At 74.7% G+C, this 15850-nt stretch carries 15 protein-coding genes; 3 read left to right on the top strand and 12 right to left on the bottom strand.

Annotated elements, in window-relative coordinates; all coding sequences use genetic code 11:
• Positions 1 to 75: 75 nt before the first annotated feature.
• From pyrF to pyrR, 8 genes are all read right to left on the bottom strand, one after another.
• The gene (gene pyrF / locus ACI78S_RS15380) at positions 76 to 888 is read right to left on the bottom strand and encodes an orotidine-5'-phosphate decarboxylase (RefSeq protein WP_456974793.1); all 813 of its coding nucleotides are present in this window, start codon (positions 886 to 888) and stop codon (positions 76 to 78) included.
• Entirely contained in the window at positions 885 to 1853 is a 969-nt protein-coding gene (locus ACI78S_RS15375) for a dihydroorotate dehydrogenase (RefSeq protein WP_456974791.1), read from the bottom strand. The genes pyrF and ACI78S_RS15375 overlap by 4 nt, the downstream gene beginning before the upstream one ends.
• Positions 1850 to 2752 carry a dihydroorotate dehydrogenase electron transfer subunit gene (locus ACI78S_RS15370; protein ID WP_456974789.1) on the bottom strand — a complete coding sequence of 301 codons (903 nt, stop codon included), beginning with the start codon at positions 2750 to 2752 and terminating at the stop codon, positions 1850 to 1852. The genes ACI78S_RS15375 and ACI78S_RS15370 overlap by 4 nt, the downstream gene beginning before the upstream one ends.
• Positions 2749 to 6045: a carbamoyl-phosphate synthase large subunit gene (gene carB, locus ACI78S_RS15365; RefSeq protein WP_456974787.1), complete on the bottom strand. Its 3297-nt coding sequence runs from the start codon at positions 6043 to 6045 to the stop codon at positions 2749 to 2751. The genes ACI78S_RS15370 and carB overlap by 4 nt, the downstream gene beginning before the upstream one ends.
• 127 nt (positions 6046 to 6172) lie before the next feature.
• Positions 6173 to 7339, bottom strand: a complete 1167-nt coding sequence (gene carA, locus ACI78S_RS15360) for a glutamine-hydrolyzing carbamoyl-phosphate synthase small subunit (protein ID WP_456974785.1) — start codon at positions 7337 to 7339, stop codon at positions 6173 to 6175.
• A gap of 112 nt (positions 7340 to 7451) precedes the next feature.
• Positions 7452 to 8738, bottom strand: a complete 1287-nt coding sequence (locus tag ACI78S_RS15355; RefSeq protein WP_456974783.1) for a dihydroorotase — start codon at positions 8736 to 8738, stop codon at positions 7452 to 7454.
• 58 nt (positions 8739 to 8796) lie between these two features.
• The gene (locus ACI78S_RS15350) at positions 8797 to 9717 is read right to left on the bottom strand and encodes an aspartate carbamoyltransferase catalytic subunit (protein ID WP_456974781.1); all 921 of its coding nucleotides are present in this window, start codon (positions 9715 to 9717) and stop codon (positions 8797 to 8799) included.
• Positions 9714 to 10289: a bifunctional pyr operon transcriptional regulator/uracil phosphoribosyltransferase PyrR gene (pyrR, locus tag ACI78S_RS15345; protein WP_456974779.1), complete on the bottom strand. Its 576-nt coding sequence runs from the start codon at positions 10287 to 10289 to the stop codon at positions 9714 to 9716. The genes ACI78S_RS15350 and pyrR overlap by 4 nt, the downstream gene beginning before the upstream one ends.
• A gap of 261 nt (positions 10290 to 10550) precedes the next feature.
• On the opposite strand from pyrR, the gene bldD reads away from it, so the two are divergent.
• The 3 genes from bldD to ACI78S_RS15330 all read left to right on the top strand — a co-directional run bounded on the left by bldD (position 10551) and on the right by ACI78S_RS15330 (position 13199).
• The gene (gene bldD, locus ACI78S_RS15340; RefSeq protein ID WP_456974777.1) at positions 10551 to 11096 is read left to right on the top strand and encodes a transcriptional regulator BldD; all 546 of its coding nucleotides are present in this window, start codon (positions 10551 to 10553) and stop codon (positions 11094 to 11096) included.
• A 175-nt stretch (positions 11097 to 11271) separates the two neighbouring features.
• On the top strand, positions 11272 to 12186 hold the full coding sequence (locus tag ACI78S_RS15335) for an ABC transporter ATP-binding protein (protein WP_456974775.1): 915 nt from the start codon (positions 11272 to 11274) through the stop codon (positions 12184 to 12186).
• A complete protein-coding gene (locus tag ACI78S_RS15330; protein WP_456974773.1) occupies positions 12183 to 13199 on the top strand; it encodes a hypothetical protein in 1017 nt (338 codons plus the stop codon). Before ACI78S_RS15335 ends, ACI78S_RS15330 begins: the two co-directional genes overlap by 4 nt.
• Positions 13200 to 13286: 87 nt before the next feature.
• Here the strand turns inward: ACI78S_RS15330 and ACI78S_RS15325 are convergent, their stop codons facing one another.
• The 4 genes from ACI78S_RS15325 to ACI78S_RS15310 are packed head-to-tail and all read right to left on the bottom strand — an operon-like array spanning position 13287 to position 15775.
• Positions 13287 to 13700, bottom strand: coding sequence for a hypothetical protein (locus ACI78S_RS15325; RefSeq protein ID WP_456974771.1), 414 nt, complete (start codon positions 13698 to 13700; stop codon positions 13287 to 13289).
• 1 nt (position 13701) lies between these two features.
• Positions 13702 to 14100, bottom strand: a complete 399-nt coding sequence (gene nusB, locus ACI78S_RS15320; protein WP_456974769.1) for a transcription antitermination factor NusB — start codon at positions 14098 to 14100, stop codon at positions 13702 to 13704.
• Between the two features lie 13 nt (positions 14101 to 14113).
• Entirely contained in the window at positions 14114 to 14674 is a 561-nt protein-coding gene (gene efp / locus ACI78S_RS15315) for an elongation factor P (protein ID WP_456974767.1), read from the bottom strand.
• Positions 14675 to 15775, bottom strand: coding sequence for a M24 family metallopeptidase (locus ACI78S_RS15310; protein ID WP_456974765.1), 1101 nt, complete (start codon positions 15773 to 15775; stop codon positions 14675 to 14677). It abuts the gene before it with no gap.
• Positions 15776 to 15850 lie beyond the last annotated feature (75 nt).

Below are 15850 nucleotides of genomic sequence, written 5' to 3'. Positions count from 1 at the left end.
CACCGACCGCGGCCGTCGCCGGCGAGAAGGCAGTCCGTGCCGGCGGGAGAGGGAGGAGCACCGCCGGCGCGCGGCTCACCGCGCCAGCTCGTCGGTCCAGCGGTCGGCGGCGGCCCGCAGCGCCCCGGCGTCCGGGCCGGCGGCGAGCACGTCGCGGGAGACGGTGGGGACGACGGCGCCGTCGCGGCCGAACAGCCGGCGCAGGTCGGCCACCGAGCCGCCCTGGGCCCCCAGCCCGGGCGCGAGGACCGGGCCGCCGAGGCCCGCCAGGTCGACGTCGAGCTCGGGCAGCGTGGCGCCCACCACGAGGCCGAACGAGCCGGAGCCGTCCTCGGCGTTCCACGCCCGCACGGTGTCGACGACGACCTGCGCGGTGGTCCGCTCCCCCACCAGCGCGTGCTGCAGCGTGCCGGCGTCGGGGTTGGAGGTGCGGGCCAGCACGAACAGCCCGCCGCCGCACCGCCGGGCGGTGTCGACGGCCGGCCGCAGCGAGCCCGGGCCCAGGAACGGGTTGACCGTCATCGCGTCGACGGCCAGCGGGTGCCCGGGGTCCAGGTAGTCGGCGTAGGCGTCCATGGTCGAGCCGATGTCGCCGCGCTTGGCGTCGAGCAGCACCAGCGCCCCGGCCGCCCGGGCCCGCGGGACGGCGTCCTCCAGCACGGCCAGGCCGCGGGAGCCGTGCCGCTCGTAGAACGCCAGCTGCGGCTTGAGGACGGCGACGTGGCCGGCGAGGGCGTCGACGACGGCGTCGGTGAACCGGGCCAGGCCCTCCGGGCTGTCGGGCAGGCCCCACCTCTCGAGCAGCAGCACGTGCGGGTCGATGCCCACGCACAGCGGCCCGCGGGCGGCCCCGGCCTCGGCCAGGCGGGCCCCGAACGGCGGCGTCACCGGTGCGCGTGCCCGACCGCGTCGGCGAGCGAGCCGAACCCGCGCGCGGCGAGGGCGTCGGCGAGCTCGGCGTGCACCCGGGCCACGGCGGAGGGGTCGTTGAACACCGCCGTCCCCACGCTGACCGCGCTCGCGCCGGCGAGGACGAACTGCAGGGCGTCCAGGCCGCTGCGGATGCCGCCCATGCCGAGGATCGGCACGTCGGGCAGCGCCTGGTGCACCTGCCAGACGCAGCGCAGCGCGACCGGGCGGATCGCCGGGCCGGAGAGCCCGCCGGTGACCCCGCCGAGCACCGGCTTCATCGTGTCGGGGTCGATGACCAGCCCGAGCAGGGTGTTGATCATCGACAGCCCGTCGGCGCCGGCGTCGGCGCAGGAGGCCGCGACCGCGACGATGTCGGTGACGTCGGGGCTGAGCTTGGCGTAGACGGGGTGGGCCGGGTCGGCCGCCTCGCGCACCGCCCGGACGACGTCGGACGCCGCCACCGGGTCGCAGGCGAAGACCTCGCCGCGGCTCTCGACGTTGGGGCAGCTGATGTTGACCTCGAGGCCGAGGACGCCCGGGACGCCGCGCAGGCGGGCGGCCAGCTCGGCGAAGTCCTCGACGCGGGTGCCGGCGATCGAGACGAACGCCCGGGCGCCGCGCTCGGCCAGCCAGGGCAGCTCGTCGGCGAGCAGTCCGTCGATGCCGGGGCCCTGCAGGCCGATCGAGTTGAGCATGCCGCTGGGCGTCTCGGCCATCCGCGGCGTGGGCCGCCCGGAGCGCGGGCGCAGCTGCACCGACTTGGTCACCACCGCGCCGACGGCGGCGAGGTCGACGAACGGCTCCAGCTCGCGGCCGAAGGACGAGCAGCCCGACGCGGTGAGCACCGGGCTCGGGATCTCGGCCTTGCCCAGCCACGTGGTCATGTCGACGGCGGTACCACCGGGATGGCCATCTCGGTGGTCGGACGCGGTCGCGGTCATGCCGGCAGCACCCCCATCGCGTCGGCGCCGACCACGTCGGCGGGCAGGGAGCCGACGTCGGCGAAGCGCACCCGGTCGCCGCCGAAGACGGGCCCCTCGGTGCAGGAGCGGGAGAAGCGGGTGCGCCCGTCGGCGCCGACGACCGGCAGCACGCAGGTCATGCAGACCCCGATGCCGCAGGCCATGGCCTCCTCCACGGCGACGTAGGAGGGCAGGCCGGCCGCGGTGGCCCGCTCGGCGACCGCGCGCAGCATCGCCATCGGCCCGCAGGCGTAGACGATGCCGACCTGCCCGAGGAGCTGGGCCATCGCGTCGGTGACCCGGCCGCGCTGCCCGGCGCTGCCGTCGTCGGTGGTCACGGTCACCGGGCCGTGCGCGCCGAGCTCCTCGACCGAGGAGAGCCGGTCGGCGGTGGCGGCGCCGCTGATCGACAGGACCGGCGAGGCGGCCGAGCGCAGCCGCGCGGCCAGGCCGACGAGCGCGGCGGAGCCGTACCCGCCGCCCACCAGCAGCGCGGGGTGGCCCCGCGGGGGCAGCGGGAACGGCCGGCCGAGCGGGCCGACGACGTCGACGCGGTCCCCCGGCCGCAGCTGCGTCAGCCACGTCGAGCCGGTCCCGTGCGGGGCGACGACGACGGTGACCCGCCCGTCGCCGGTGCCGGCGATCGCGATCGAGCGGCGCAGCAGCGCGGCCGACAGCGGCCCGCCGACGGCGAACGCCACGAACTGGCCGGGTTCGGCCGCCGCGGCGATCTCGGGCGCGTCGAGGGTGAGCTCGACGTAGGCGGCGACCGGCCGGCGGGCGACCACCTCGGCCGCGCGCTGCACCGGCCGGTTGCCCGCCGGCGGCGCCGGCTCGGTGAGCAGCGATCCAACACCGTGGCCGTTCCGGTGGGTCATGCGCGGCGCCCGTTCAGGGAAGCGTGGACCTCCTGGAGGCTGCGCACGCCCAGCTCGCCGGCCCGCAGCGCCTCCACCGCCTGCACGGCCGCGGCGATGCCCTGCACCGTGGTCATGCACGGGATGCCGGCCGTGACCGCGGCGGTGCGGATCTCGTAGCCGTCGAGCCGCGGCCCGCTGTTGCCCGGGGCGCCGAACGGGGTGTTCATGACCAGGTCGACGTCGCCGGCGGCGATCCGCTCGACGACGTTGCCGGGGCCCTCGCTGTACTTGCCGACCACCTCGCAGGCCACGCCGTTGCGGCGCAGCACCTGCGCGGTGCCGGCGGTGGCCAGCACCCGGAAGCCGAGGTCGGCCAGCCGCTTGACCGGGAAGATCGCCGAGCGCTTGTCGCGGTTGGCGAGCGAGACGAACACGGTGCCGGAGGTGGGCAGGTCGCCGTACACGGCGGCCTGCGACTTCGCGAACGCCGTCCCGAAGCCGGCGTCGAGGCCCATGACCTCGCCGGTGGACTTCATCTCCGGGCCCAGGACGGTGTCGACGTTCTGCCCCTCGACGGTGCGGAAGCGGTGGAACGGCAGCACCGCCTCCTTGACCGCGATCGGCATGTCCTCGGGCAGGTCGGTGCCGTCGCCGGTGGCGGGCAGCACGCCGGCCGCGCGCAGGTCGGCGATCGTCTCCCCCACCGCCACCCGGGCCGCGGCCTTGGCCAGCTGCACCGCCGTCGCCTTGGACACGAACGGCACCGTGCGGCTGGCCCGCGGGTTGGCCTCGAGCACGTAGAGGATGTCGTCCTTGACCGCGTACTGGACGTTCATCAGCCCGCGCACGCCGATCCGCGCCGCCAGCTTCTCCGTGGCCGCGCGGATGCGCACCAGGTCGGCCGAGCCGAGCGTGATCGGCGGCAGGGCGCACGCCGAGTCGCCGGAGTGGATGCCGGCCTCCTCGATGTGCTCCATGACGCCGCCGAGGTAGAGCTCGGTGCCGTCGTAGAGGGCGTCGACGTCGATCTCGACGGCGTCCTCCAGGAACCGGTCGACCAGCACCGGGTGCTCCGGGCTGACGTCCGTGGCCTTGGCGATGTAGCTCTCCAGCGTGACGTCGTCGTAGACGATCTCCATGCCGCGCCCGCCGAGCACGTACGACGGGCGGACCAGCACGGGGTAGCCGATCGTCGCGGCGATCTCCCGCGCCTCCGGGAACGTCGTCGCGGTGCCGTGCTTGGGGGCGAGCAGGCCGGTGTCGGCCAGGACCCGGGAGAAGGCGCCGCGGTCCTCGGCGGCGTCGATCGCCTCGGGCGCGGTGCCCAGCACCGGGACGCCGGCGTCCTTGAGCCGCTGCGCCAGGCCCAGCGGGGTCTGCCCGCCGAGGGTGCAGATGACCCCGGCCACCGGCCCGGCGGCGCGCTCCGCCTCGACCACCTCGAGGACGTCCTCGAAGGTCAGCGGCTCGAAGTACAGCCGGTCGGCGGTGTCGTAGTCGGTGGAGACGGTCTCGGGGTTGCAGTTGACCATCACCGCCTCGTAGCCGGCGTCCTTGAGCGCCATGACCGCGTGCACGCAGGAGTAGTCGAACTCGATGCCCTGGCCGATCCGGTTGGGCCCCGAGCCGAGGATCAGCACCGCGGGCTTCTCGCGCGGCTCGACCTCGGTCTCCTCGTCGTAGGACGAGTAGTGGTACGGCGTGCGGGCGGCGAACTCGGCCGCGCAGGTGTCGACGGTCTTGTAGACCGGCCGGACGCCGAGGCGCCAGCGCAGCCGCCGGACGCCGTCCTCCCCGGCCAGCTCGGGGCGGAGCGCGGCGATCTGCCGGTCGGAGAGGCCGTGCCGCTTGGCCCGGCGGAGCAGCGCCTCGGTCAGCGCGGGGGCGTCGCGCAGCTCGTTGCCGACCTCCTGGACCAGCGCGATCTGGTCGACGAACCAGGGGTCGAAGCCGCTGGCCTCGGCCACCTGCTCCACCGTCGCCCCGGCCGCCAGCGCCTGCTCGGCGACGTACAGCCGGCCGTCGACGGGGGTGCGCAGCGCCTCGAGCAGCTCGTCGGCGGACCGCTCCTCGGCTCCGCCGGTCCAGAACCCGGCGACGGACGTCTCGGTGGACCGCATCGCCTTGCCCAGGGCCTCCGGGAAGTTGCGGCCCAGGGCCATGACCTCGCCGACGCTCTTCATCGTCGTGGTCAGCCGCGGGTCGGCGCCGGGGAACTTCTCGAACGCGAACCGCGGGATCTTCACCACGACGTAGTCCAGCGCCGGCTCGAACGCCGACGGGGTGACCCCTGTGATGTCGTTCGGGATCTCGTCGAGCGTGTAGCCGATCGCCAGCTTCGCGGCGATCTTGGCGATCGGGAACCCGGTGGCCTTCGACGCCAGCGCGCTGGACCGCGACACCCGCGGGTTCATCTCGATGACGACCAGCCGCCCGGTGTCCGGGTGGACGGCGAACTGGATGTTGCAGCCGCCGGTGTCGACGCCGACCGCGCGCAGCACGGCGATGCCCACGTCGCGCATCCGCTGGTACTCGCGGTCGGTGAGGGTCATCGCCGGGGCGACGGTCACCGAGTCGCCGGTGTGCACGCCCATCGCGTCGATGTTCTCGATCGAGCAGACGACGACCACGTTGTCGCTGCGGTCGCGCATGAGCTCGAGCTCGAACTCCTTCCAGCCGAGCACCGACTCCTCGATCAGCACGGTGTGCACCGGGGAGTCGGCCAGGCCGTGCGCGGCCATCCGCCGCAGCATCGCCTCGTCGGTGGCGAAGCCGGAGCCGAGGCCGCCCATGGTGAACGACGGCCGGATGACCACCGGGTAGCCGACCTCGGCCGCGGTCTCCAGCGCCTCCTCGACGCTGGCGCACACCCGCGACCGGGGGGCGTCGGCGCCGACCGAGCGCACGATCTCCTTGAACAGCTGCCGGTCCTCGCCGCGGTTGATCGCGTCGACGTCGGCGCCGATGAGCTGGACGCCGTACTTCTCCAGCACCCCGTTCTCGTACAGGCCGATGGCGATGTTGAGCGCGGTCTGCCCGCCGAGGGTGGCCAGCAGCGCGTCGGGGCGCTCCTTGGCGATGACCCGCTCGACGAACTCCGGGGTCAGCGGCTCGACGTAGGTGGCGTCGGCGACCTCGGGGTCGGTCATGATCGTGGCCGGGTTGCTGTTGACCAGGCTGACCCGCAGCCCCTCGGCCTTGAGCACGCGGCAGGCCTGGGTGCCCGAGTAGTCGAACTCGCTGGCCTGGCCGATGACGATCGGCCCGGAGCCGATCACCAGCACGTGCGAGATGTCGTCCCGCTTGGGCACTACCGATCAGCTCCATGGGTGAGGTGGGGGGCGGCCGCGGCGCACGAGATCCGCGCTCTCGTGGTCATCGGGCCCGCCGAGGCCACGAGATCGCAGATCCCGGCGGGCGAGGGGCGGTGCGGGGCGCTCACCGGTCCCGCTCCCCCGTCGAGCGCTCGACCACGGGCGGCGGGCTGACCGCCTCGCCGTCCCCGCGGTTGTGCGCCATCAGGTCCACGAACCGCTGGAACAGCGGCGCGGCGTCGTGCGGCCCGGCCGCCGACTCCGGGTGGAACTGCACGCTGAACGCCGGCGCGTCCAGCAGCCGCAGCCCCTCGACGACGTCGTCGTTGAGGCCCACGTGGCTGACCTCGACCCGCCCGAAGGGGGTGTCGGTCGGCCGGTCGAGCGGGGCGTCGACGGCGAAGCCGTGGTTGTGGCTGGTGACCCGGACCGTGCCGCTGACCCGGTCGAGCACCGGCTGGTTGAGCCCGCGGTGGCCGAAGCGCAGCTTGTAGGTGCCCAGGCCGAGGGCGCGGCCGAGGATCTGGTTGCCGAAGCAGATGCCGAACAGCGGCCGGCGCGCCTCGAGGACGCCCGTGACCGCCGCGACCGCGTAGTCGGCGGCGGCGGGGTCGCCCGGGCCGTTGGAGAGGAAGACGCCGTCGGGGCCGGCGGCGAGCAGGTCCTCGGCGGTGGCCGTGGAGGGCAGCACGTGCGTCTCGACGCCGAGCTCGGCGAGGTGGCGCGGGGTGGCGGTCTTGATGCCCAGGTCGAGCGCGGCGATGGTGAACCGCTTCTCCCCCACCGCCGGGACGACGTAGGGCTCGGCGGTGCTCACCGTCGGGGCCAGGTCGGCGCCGACCATGCCCTCGGCGGCGCGCACCTCGTGCAGCAGCGCCTCGGCGTCGAGCTCGGTGGAGATGCCGGCGCGCATCGCGCCCCGCTCGCGCAGGTGGCGGGTCAGCGCGCGGGTGTCGATGCCGCTGATGCCGACGACGCCCTGCGCGGCCAGCTCGTCGTCGAGCGTGCCGGTGGCCCGCCAGTTCGCCGGGCGGCGGGCCGGATCGCGGACGACGAACCCGGCCACCCAGATGCGGCGGCTCTCGTCGTCCTCGTCGTTGACCCCGGTGTTGCCGATGTGCGGGGCGGTCATGGTGACGATCTGGCCGGCGTAGCTCGGGTCGGTCAGCGTCTCCTGGTAGCCGGTCATCCCGGTGGCGAACACCGCCTCGCCGACCGTCGTCCCGACCGCCCCGTAGGCCGCGCCCCGGAACGTCCTGCCGTCCTCGAGCACGAGGATCGCTTCCCTCAACGAACTGCCTTTCCGTCGATCACCCGGCGAGATCGGCGATCTCGCGCGGTATGCCCGCCGTGCGCGTACGAGATCGCCGATCTCGCCGTTCCGGGGCGCTGGGGCCCGGGCGTCACCGGACCGCCTTCCCGTCCAGGACCGTCGCCTCGCCGCGCAGGAACGTGGCGACCACCCGGCCGGGCAGCTCCCGGCCGGCGTAGGGGCTGTTGCGGCTGCGGCTGGCCAGCGCGGCCGGGTCGACGGCAGCGCGGTGCGCCGGGTCGAGCAGCAGCAGGTTGGCCGGCTCGCCGACGGCGAGCGGGCGGCCGTGCTCGGCCAGGCGCCCGATGGCCGCCGGGCGCACCGACATCCGGTCGGCGACGCCGCGCCAGTCGAGCAGGCCGGTCTCGACCATGGTCTGCACGACCACGCCGAGCGCCTGCTCCAGCCCCAGCATGCCGGGGCGGGCCAGCGCCCACTCGCACTCCTTGTCCTCCACGGCGTGCGGGGCGTGGTCGGTGGCGACGGCGTCGATCGTGCCGTCGGCCAGCGCCGCCCGCAGCGCCTCGACGTCCTCGTCGGTGCGCAGCGGCGGGTTGACCTTGAACACCGGGTCGTAGCCCTCGACGCACTCGTCGGTGAGCAGCAGGTGGTGCGGGGTCACCTCGGCGGTCACCTGGACGCCGCGGCCCTTGGCCCAGCGCAGGATCTCCACCGAGCCGGCGGTGGAGACGTGGCAGACGTGCAGCCGCGCCCCCACGTGCCCGGCGAGCAGCACGTCGCGGGCGATGATCGACTCCTCGGCCGCGGCCGGCCAGCCGCCGAGGCCGAGCCGGGCGGAGCGGTCGCCCTCGTTCATCTGGGCGCCGACGGTCAGCCGCGGCTCCTCGGCGTGCTGGGCGACGACGCCGTCGAAGGCCTTGACGTACTCCAGCGCGCGGCGCATGAGGGCCGGGTCGGCGACGCACTTCCCGTCGTCGGAGAACACCCGCACGCGGGCGGCGGAGTCGGCCATGGCGCCGAGCTCGGCCAGCCGCTCCCCGGCCAGGCCGACGGTCACCGCGCCGACCGGGACGACGTCGACCAGCCCGGCCTGCCGGCCCAGCCGCCAGACCTGCTCGACGACGCCCGCGGTGTCGGCGACCGGGTCGGTGTTGGCCATGGCGTGCACCGCGGTGAACCCGCCCAGGGCGGCGGCGCGGCTGCCGGTCTCGACGGTCTCGGTGTCCTCGCGGCCGGGCTCGCGCAGGTGGGTGTGCAGGTCGACCAGGCCGGGCAGCGCGACCAGCCCGTCGGCGTCGACCACCGCGGCGGTCGGGACCGACAGCCCGGCGCCGACCGAGGCGATGACGCCGTCCTTGAGCACGAGGTCGACGGGGTCCTCGCCGTAGAGGCGGGCCCCCTTGATCAGAACGGTCACCGCGTCATCCCCCCGCTCCGCCCGGACGTCCGCTTCCGCGCCGTCGCTCGATGCTCGCTCACCGGGGAGCTCCCCCGAGCAGCAGGTACAGGACGGCCATGCGGACGCTGACGCCGTTGCCGACCTGCTCGACGATCGTCGAGCGGACCGAGTCGGCCACCTCGGCGGCGATCTCCATGCCGCGGTTCATCGGCCCGGGGTGCATGACGATGGCGTCGTCGGCGAGGGCGGCCATCCGGACGGCGTCGAGGCCGTAGCGGCGGCTGTACTCGCGGGCGCTGGGGAAGAACGAGGCGTTCATCCGCTCGGCCTGCACGCGCAGCATCATCACCACGTCGGCCTTGGGCAGCACGGCGTCGAGGTCGTAGCTGACCGCCACCGGCCAGCTGCCCACGCCCACCGGCAGCAGCGTCGGCGGCGCGACCAGGGTCACCTCGGCGCCGAGGGTGTGCAGCAGCCGGACGTTGGAGCGGGCCACCCGGCTGTGCAGGACGTCGCCGACGATCGCCACCCGCACGCCGTCGAGCCGGCCCAGCCGGTGCCGGATCGTGTAGGCGTCGAGCAGCGCCTGGGTGGGGTGCTCGTGCGTGCCGTCGCCGGCGTTGACCACGCTGCCGCGCACCCAGTGCGCCAGCCGGTGCGGGGCGCCGGAGGCCGAGTGGCGGACGACGATGGCGTCGCTGCCCATCGCCTCCAGGGTCAGCGCGGTGTCCTTGAGGCTCTCGCCCTTCGACACGCTGGAGCCCTTGGCCGAGAAGTTGATGACGTCGGCCGACAGCCGCTTGGCGGCCAGCTCGAAGCTGATGCGGGTGCGGGTGGAGTCCTCGAAGAAGAGGTTGACCACCGTGCGGCCGCGCAGCGTCGGCAGCTTCTTCACCTCGCGGCCGGCCAGCGCCGACTCGATCTGCGCAGCGGTGTCCAGGACGAGCGTGGCGTCGTCGCGGTCGAGGTCGGCCGCCTCCAGCAGGTGTCGCTTCACCTCGCGGCCTCCCCCTCGGTCAGCAGCACCTCGTCGACGCCGTCCACCTCGGTCAGGTGCACCTTCACCGACTGGCTGCGCGACGTGGGCACGTTCTTGCCCACGTAGTCGGCGCGGATCGGCAGCTCGCGGTGGCCGCGGTCGACGAGGACGGCGAGCTGCACCGCCCGCGGCCGGCCGAGGTCGCGCAGCGCGTCGAGCGCGGCGCGCACCGAGCGGCCGGAGAACAGGACGTCGTCGACGAGCACGACGAGGCGCCCGTCGATGCCGGCGTCGGGCACCACCGTCGACTCCAGCGCCCGGACCCCGCGCATGCGCAGGTCGTCGCGGTAGAGGGTGATGTCGACGGTGCCGACGTCGATCGCGGTGCCGGAGAAGGCCTCGACGCGGGCGGCGAGCCGGCGGGCCAGCGGGGCGCCGCGGGTGGGGATGCCGACGAGGACGAGGTCGGCGAGGTGGTCGCCGGACTTCTCGATCAGCTGGTGGGCCATCCGGTCGACCACGCGGGCGACGTCGGTGGCGGAGAGCAGTGCTCCCGGGGTGACGGGGGCAGCCGGGGACGAGCCGGCCATCAGGCCTCCTTCCCCGCCTCACGGGACGGGTCGTTAAAGGAGCGGGTGGACCGGCGTCCACGGTACTGCACCGCGCCCGCTCCCCCGACCGGGTGCCCCGGAACCGGCGCACCGGCTGACGCTGCGTGAGGGGTGCGTGGCGAGGTACCCGCAGAGGGGACGGACCTGCCAAGGTGTGTCTGCTGTTGCGTACGAGCAGTGACCAGTACGCTCAGTCACCGATGAGCACCCATGCCGACGACGGACAGTGAGCAGGACGCCATGAGCACCGACTACTCACGGGCCCTGGGGGCCCGCCTCCGCGCCATCCGCAACCAGCAGGGCCTGTCGCTGCAGGGTGTGGAGGACAAGTCCCACGGCCGGTGGAAGGCCGTCGTCGTCGGGTCGTACGAGCGCGGCGACCGGGCCGTGACCGTGCAGCGGCTCTCCGAGCTCGCCGTGTTCTACGGCGTGCCGGTCTCCGAGCTGCTCCCCGACCCGCGACCGAGCTCCGCGGTCACCTCCACCACGAAGATCGTGCTCAACCTCGAGTCGCTCGGCTCGCTGCCGGCCGACGAGGCCGGCCCGCTGGCCCGCTACGCCTCGACCATCCAGGCGCAGCGGCACGACTACAACGGCAAGGTCCTCTCCATCCGGGCCGAGGACCTCAAGTCGCTGGCGATCATCTACGACATGAGCCCCGACGAGCTCACCTCGAAGCTCATCGAGTGGGGCGTGCTCAACCCCGGCATGGAGGGCATCGCCGGCGGCGGGGACGACGACGAGGACCCCGACCCGCACTGGGAGCGCCGCCGCAGCCCGCGCTGACGATCACGTCGTCGCCCTACCGGGCGGCAGGGCGGCCACGTGCCGTACCCCGGCCGAGCTGAGCCCTGCCGACGACACGGTCGGGAGGCCTCCGGCCCCGCACCCGCGTCGTCATGCGGGACCCTGCCGTGCCGGTTCCGCCCGTTCCGCCCGCTGCCGTGCCAAGGTGCTCGCCATGCCCGCGGTGGAGATGACGGGGGTCACCAAGAGCTACCGGCGACGCGGCCGGCCCCCGCAGAAGGCGCTCGACGGCCTGGAGCTGCTCGTGGAGTCCGGCGGCGTGCACGGGTTCCTCGGGCCGAACGGCTCGGGCAAGACGACGACGATCCGGGTGCTGCTCGGCCTGGTCGCCGCCGAGGCCGGCGAGGTCCGGCTGCTGGACCGCCCGGTCCCCGAGGCGCTGCCGGCGGTGGTCCCCGACGTCGGCGCGCTGGTGGAGACCCCGCTGTTCTTCCCCGGCTTCTCCGGCCGGCTCAACCTGCGCCTGCTGGCCGAGGCGGCCGGCGTGCCGCGCGCCCGGGTCGAGGAGGTCCTCGAGCTGGTCGACCTGCGCGAGCGCGCCGACGACCGCTTCAAGGGCTACTCGCTGGGCATGAAGCAGCGGCTGGGCATCGCCGCGGCGCTGCTGAAGGAGCCTCGGCTGCTGATCCTCGACGAGCCGAGCAACGGCCTGGACCCGGCCGGCATCCGTGACGTCCGCGAGCTGATCCGGCGGCTGGGCACCGACGGCCGGACGACGGTGCTGCTCTCCTCCCACCTGCTCGCGGAGATCCAGCAGGTGTGCGACTCGGTGTCGATCCTGGCGCGCGGCCGGCGGGTGGCCAGCGGCCCGGTCGCCGAGGTGCTGGCCAGCCGTTCCACCGGGGACGTGCGTGTGCGCGTGCCGGAGCCCACCGCGGCCGCCGCCGTGCTGGCCGGCGCCGGGTTCGCCGTCTCCGCCGGCACCGACGCCCTGGTCGTCCACGCCGTGGCCAGCCCGGGCGAGATCACCCGCGTGCTCGCCGAGCACGGCCACTACCTCGAGGAGCTCACCCCGCTGAGCGCCGACCTGGAGAGCGCCTTCCTCGCGATCACCGGGGACCAGTCGTGACCGCCGGCCCCGAGGCCCCGGCCGCTCCCCTCGGCGGGCTGCTCCGCGCCGAGGCGCACCGGTTCCGGGCCCGCCGGTTCATCCAGGTCCTCCTCGCTCTGCTGCTGCTCGGCTGGCTCACCGCCGTCGTCATCGGGCTCACCCAGTTCGGGCATCCGACCGCGGACGAGCTGGCCGCGGCGCGGCAGCAGCAGGCGGCGAACGTCGCGGCCTCCAACGAGGGGCGCCAGCAGTGCCTCGCCGACCCGGGCCTGCCCGACGACGTCCCGCCGGAGCAGGTCTGCGGTCCGCCGATCACGGCGGACGACCTGCCGCTGGGCATGTTCCTCGACGAGGCGCCCTTCTCCTTCGTGGCCGAGGCACGGGGCGGCGCGCTGGGCTTCGCCGCGGCGGCGGCGGTGCTCGCGTTCCTGCTCGGCGCCACCTGGATCGGCGCCGAGTGGTCGACCCGGTCGATCGTCGCGCTGCTGTTCTGGGAACCCCGGCGGTACCGGGTCATGGGGGTCAAGCTGGGAGTCCTGGCCGTCGGCGGCGCCGCCCTCGGCGCGGTCGCCCAGGCCGCGTGGCTGGCGATGGCCGGGATCCTGTCGGCGGTGGCCGGGGACGGCGCCACCCCGCCGGAGGGCTTCTGGTCCGACCTGGTCGCCCTGCAGGGACGGGCCGTCGTCCTCACCGTGCTGGCGGCGCTGGCCGGGTTCGGTCTGGCCAACCTGATCCGCAACACCGGCGCCGCGCTGGGCGCGGGGTTCGTCTACTTCGCCGTCGTCGAGACCGCGATCCGCGCGCTGCGCCCCACGTGGCAGCCGTGGCTGCTGACGAACAACGCCGTCGCGCTGGTCAACCCCGGCGGGCTGCGGCTGTTCCTCGAGGAGGGCCGACCGGACGCCGACGGGTTCGCGACGATGACCGAGTACCTGGTGGGCAACCTGCAGGGCGGCCTGGTGCTGGGCGCGGTGACGGCGGCGCTGGTCGCCGCCGGTGTGGCGCTCTTCGCGCGCCGGGACCTGCACTGACCGCGGACCCGCACCAGCTCCCGGGCGCCCGCGCGATCCCCGCGGCACCATCGGTCACCGGCGGCCGACCCGGCCCCTCCGGGGCGGTCAGCGGCCCGGCAGGCGCCACCGCGGCACCCGCGGCGCCGTGACGTCCTCGTTGTCGACCAGCACGTGGGCCCGCGTCTCGGGGTCGGCCTCCGCCCGGTACAGCTCCTGGGCGGGCAGGTAGCGGGCGCGGTAGCGGCGCTCGACCTCCTCGGCCGACCCGAACCGCGCCGCGTCGTCGAACGAGTCGCGGTAGCACCCCTCCGGAGAGAGCTCGCCGCGGCGGTAGCGGTGCTCGCGCGGGTGCAGGAACCCGTCACCGCGGACGCGCGCGGCGCCCAGCAGCCCGGCCAGCCGGTCGGCGAGGGTGGTCTTGCCGGCGGCGTCCGGGCCGTCGATGCCGACGACGCACGGCGACCGCTGCGCCGACAGCCGCCGGACCGCCTCGGCGAGGCGGTCCGGCAGGCCGGTCACGTCACACCTGGGCGGCGGCGATCGCTGACAGGACGCCGTTGACGAACGCCGGTGAGTCGTCGGTGGACAGCGCCTTGGCCAGCTGCACGGCCTCGTCGATCGCCACGGCGTCGGGCACGTCGTCGGCCCACAGCAGCTCGAAGGTCGCCATGCGCAGGATCGCGCGGTCGACGTCGGGCAGCCGCTCCAGCGTCCAGCCCCGCGCGTGCTCGTCGACCAGCCGGTCGATCTGCGCGGAGTGCTCGACGACGCCCTCCACCAACCGCACGGTGTACTCGTTCACCGGCGGCTGGCCGGCGCCCACCTCGTCGGCGAGCTGCTCGCGCCGGTCCCGGCCGCGGAGGTCGGCCGCGTACAGGACGTCGACGGCGCGCTTGCGCGCCTTGGAACGTGCGGCCATCAGCGTGCGGGGATCAGTTCGCGCGGCCGAGGTACCGGCCGTCGCGGGTGTCGACCTTGAGCCTGTCGCCGGTGTTGACGAACAGCGGCACCTGGATCTGCGCCCCGGTCTCGAGGGTGGCGGGCTTGGTGCCGCCGGTGGAGCGGTCGCCCTGCAGGCCCGGGTCGGTGTGCTCGACCACCAGCTCCAGGGTCACCGGCAGCTCGACGTAGAGGGGGGTGCCCTCGTGCACGGCGACGACGACCTCGGTGTTCTCCAGCAGGTAGTTCGCGCCGTCACCGACGGTCTCCGCCGGGACGTGGATCTGGTCGTAGGTCTCCAGGTCCATGAAGACGAAGTCGCTGCCGTCCTTGTACAGGTAGGACATCGAGCGCTTGTCGACCGTGGCGGTGTCGACCTTGGTGCCCGCGTTGAACGTCTTGTCGACGACCTTGCCCGAGAGCACGTTCTTGAGCGTGGTGCGCACGAACGCGCCGCCCTTGCCCGGCTTGACGTGCTGGAACTCGGTGACGGTCCAGAGCTGGCCGTCGAGGTTGAGGACCATGCCGTTCTTGAGGTCGTTGGTGGTAGCCATCTAGAGGACCAGCAGTTCCTTGCTCGTGAGGGTCAACAACTCGGGTCCGTCCGCCGTGACGACCAGCGTGTCCTCGATCCGGACACCGCCGTGACCGGGCAGGTAGACGCCCGGCTCCACGGTGACGGCCATGCCGGCGGCCAGGGTACCCGCGCCCAGCGGGCCGATGCCCGGCGCCTCGTGGATCTCCAGGCCGACGCCGTGCCCGAGCCCGTGGGTGAAGTGCTCGGCGTGGCCCGCGGCGGCGATCACGTCGCGGGCGGCCTCGTCGACGGCGACGACGTCGGCGCCCACGGCGAGCGCCGCCCGGCCGGCGGCCTGCGCCTCGGCCACCAGCGCGTAGACCTCCCGCTGCCAGTCGGCCGCCGCCCCCAGCACGAGCGTGCGGGTCATGTCGGAGTGGTAGCCGTCGACGGTCGCCCCGAAGTCGAGCTTGAGCAGGTCGCCGTCGCGCAGCTCGGTGCGGTCGGGCCGGTGGTGCGGGATGGCCGAGTTGGCCCCCGCGGCGACGATCGTCTCGAAGGACGGCGCCTCGGCACCCAGCGCCAGCATGCGCGCGTCGAGCTCGCGGCCGACCTCCAGCTCGGTGCGGCCCGGCCGCAGCGCGCCCTCCGCGGCGAGCTCGGCCAGCGCCCGGTCGGCGATCGCGCAGGCCCGGCGCAGCGACTCGACCTCGGCGTCGTCCTTGACCGCCCGCTGCGCCTCCACCGCGCGGCGGATGCTGGCCAGTTCGGGCAGCGGGCCGCCGGCGGCCGCGTCGGCGAGCACCGCCTCCAGCGCGGCCAGGCCGTCGACGGTGAGGTGGTGGCTCTCGTAGCCGATCCGGCCCGCGCCGCGCCGCACCGCCTCGGCGGCCAGGCCGGCCACCGTGTTCCGGTCGACCAGTAGCTCGACGTCGGGCACCTGGGTGCCGGCCTGGGTGGTGTACCGGCCGTCGGTGCCGAAGAGGTCGGCCCCGTCGGCGCGCACCAGCAGCGCGCCGTTGGAGCCGGTGAAACCGGTCAGGTAGCGCACGTTGAGCAGGTTCGTCACCAGGACGGCGTCCAGGCCCCGCTGCGCGGCGGTGGCCCGCAGCACGTCGCGGCGCTGCGCCGTCCTCACCGTGCCCCCCGTTCGGCTCCGCGCTCGCTCCGCTCCTCGCTCGCAGAGCTCGCTGCGGTGCTCACTCGCTGCCGC

Source organism: Geodermatophilus sp. SYSU D00815 (assembly GCF_054050035.1).
The sequence above is the reverse complement of the archived record's forward strand: the minus strand, read 5'-3'. Positions and strand labels throughout refer to the sequence as shown.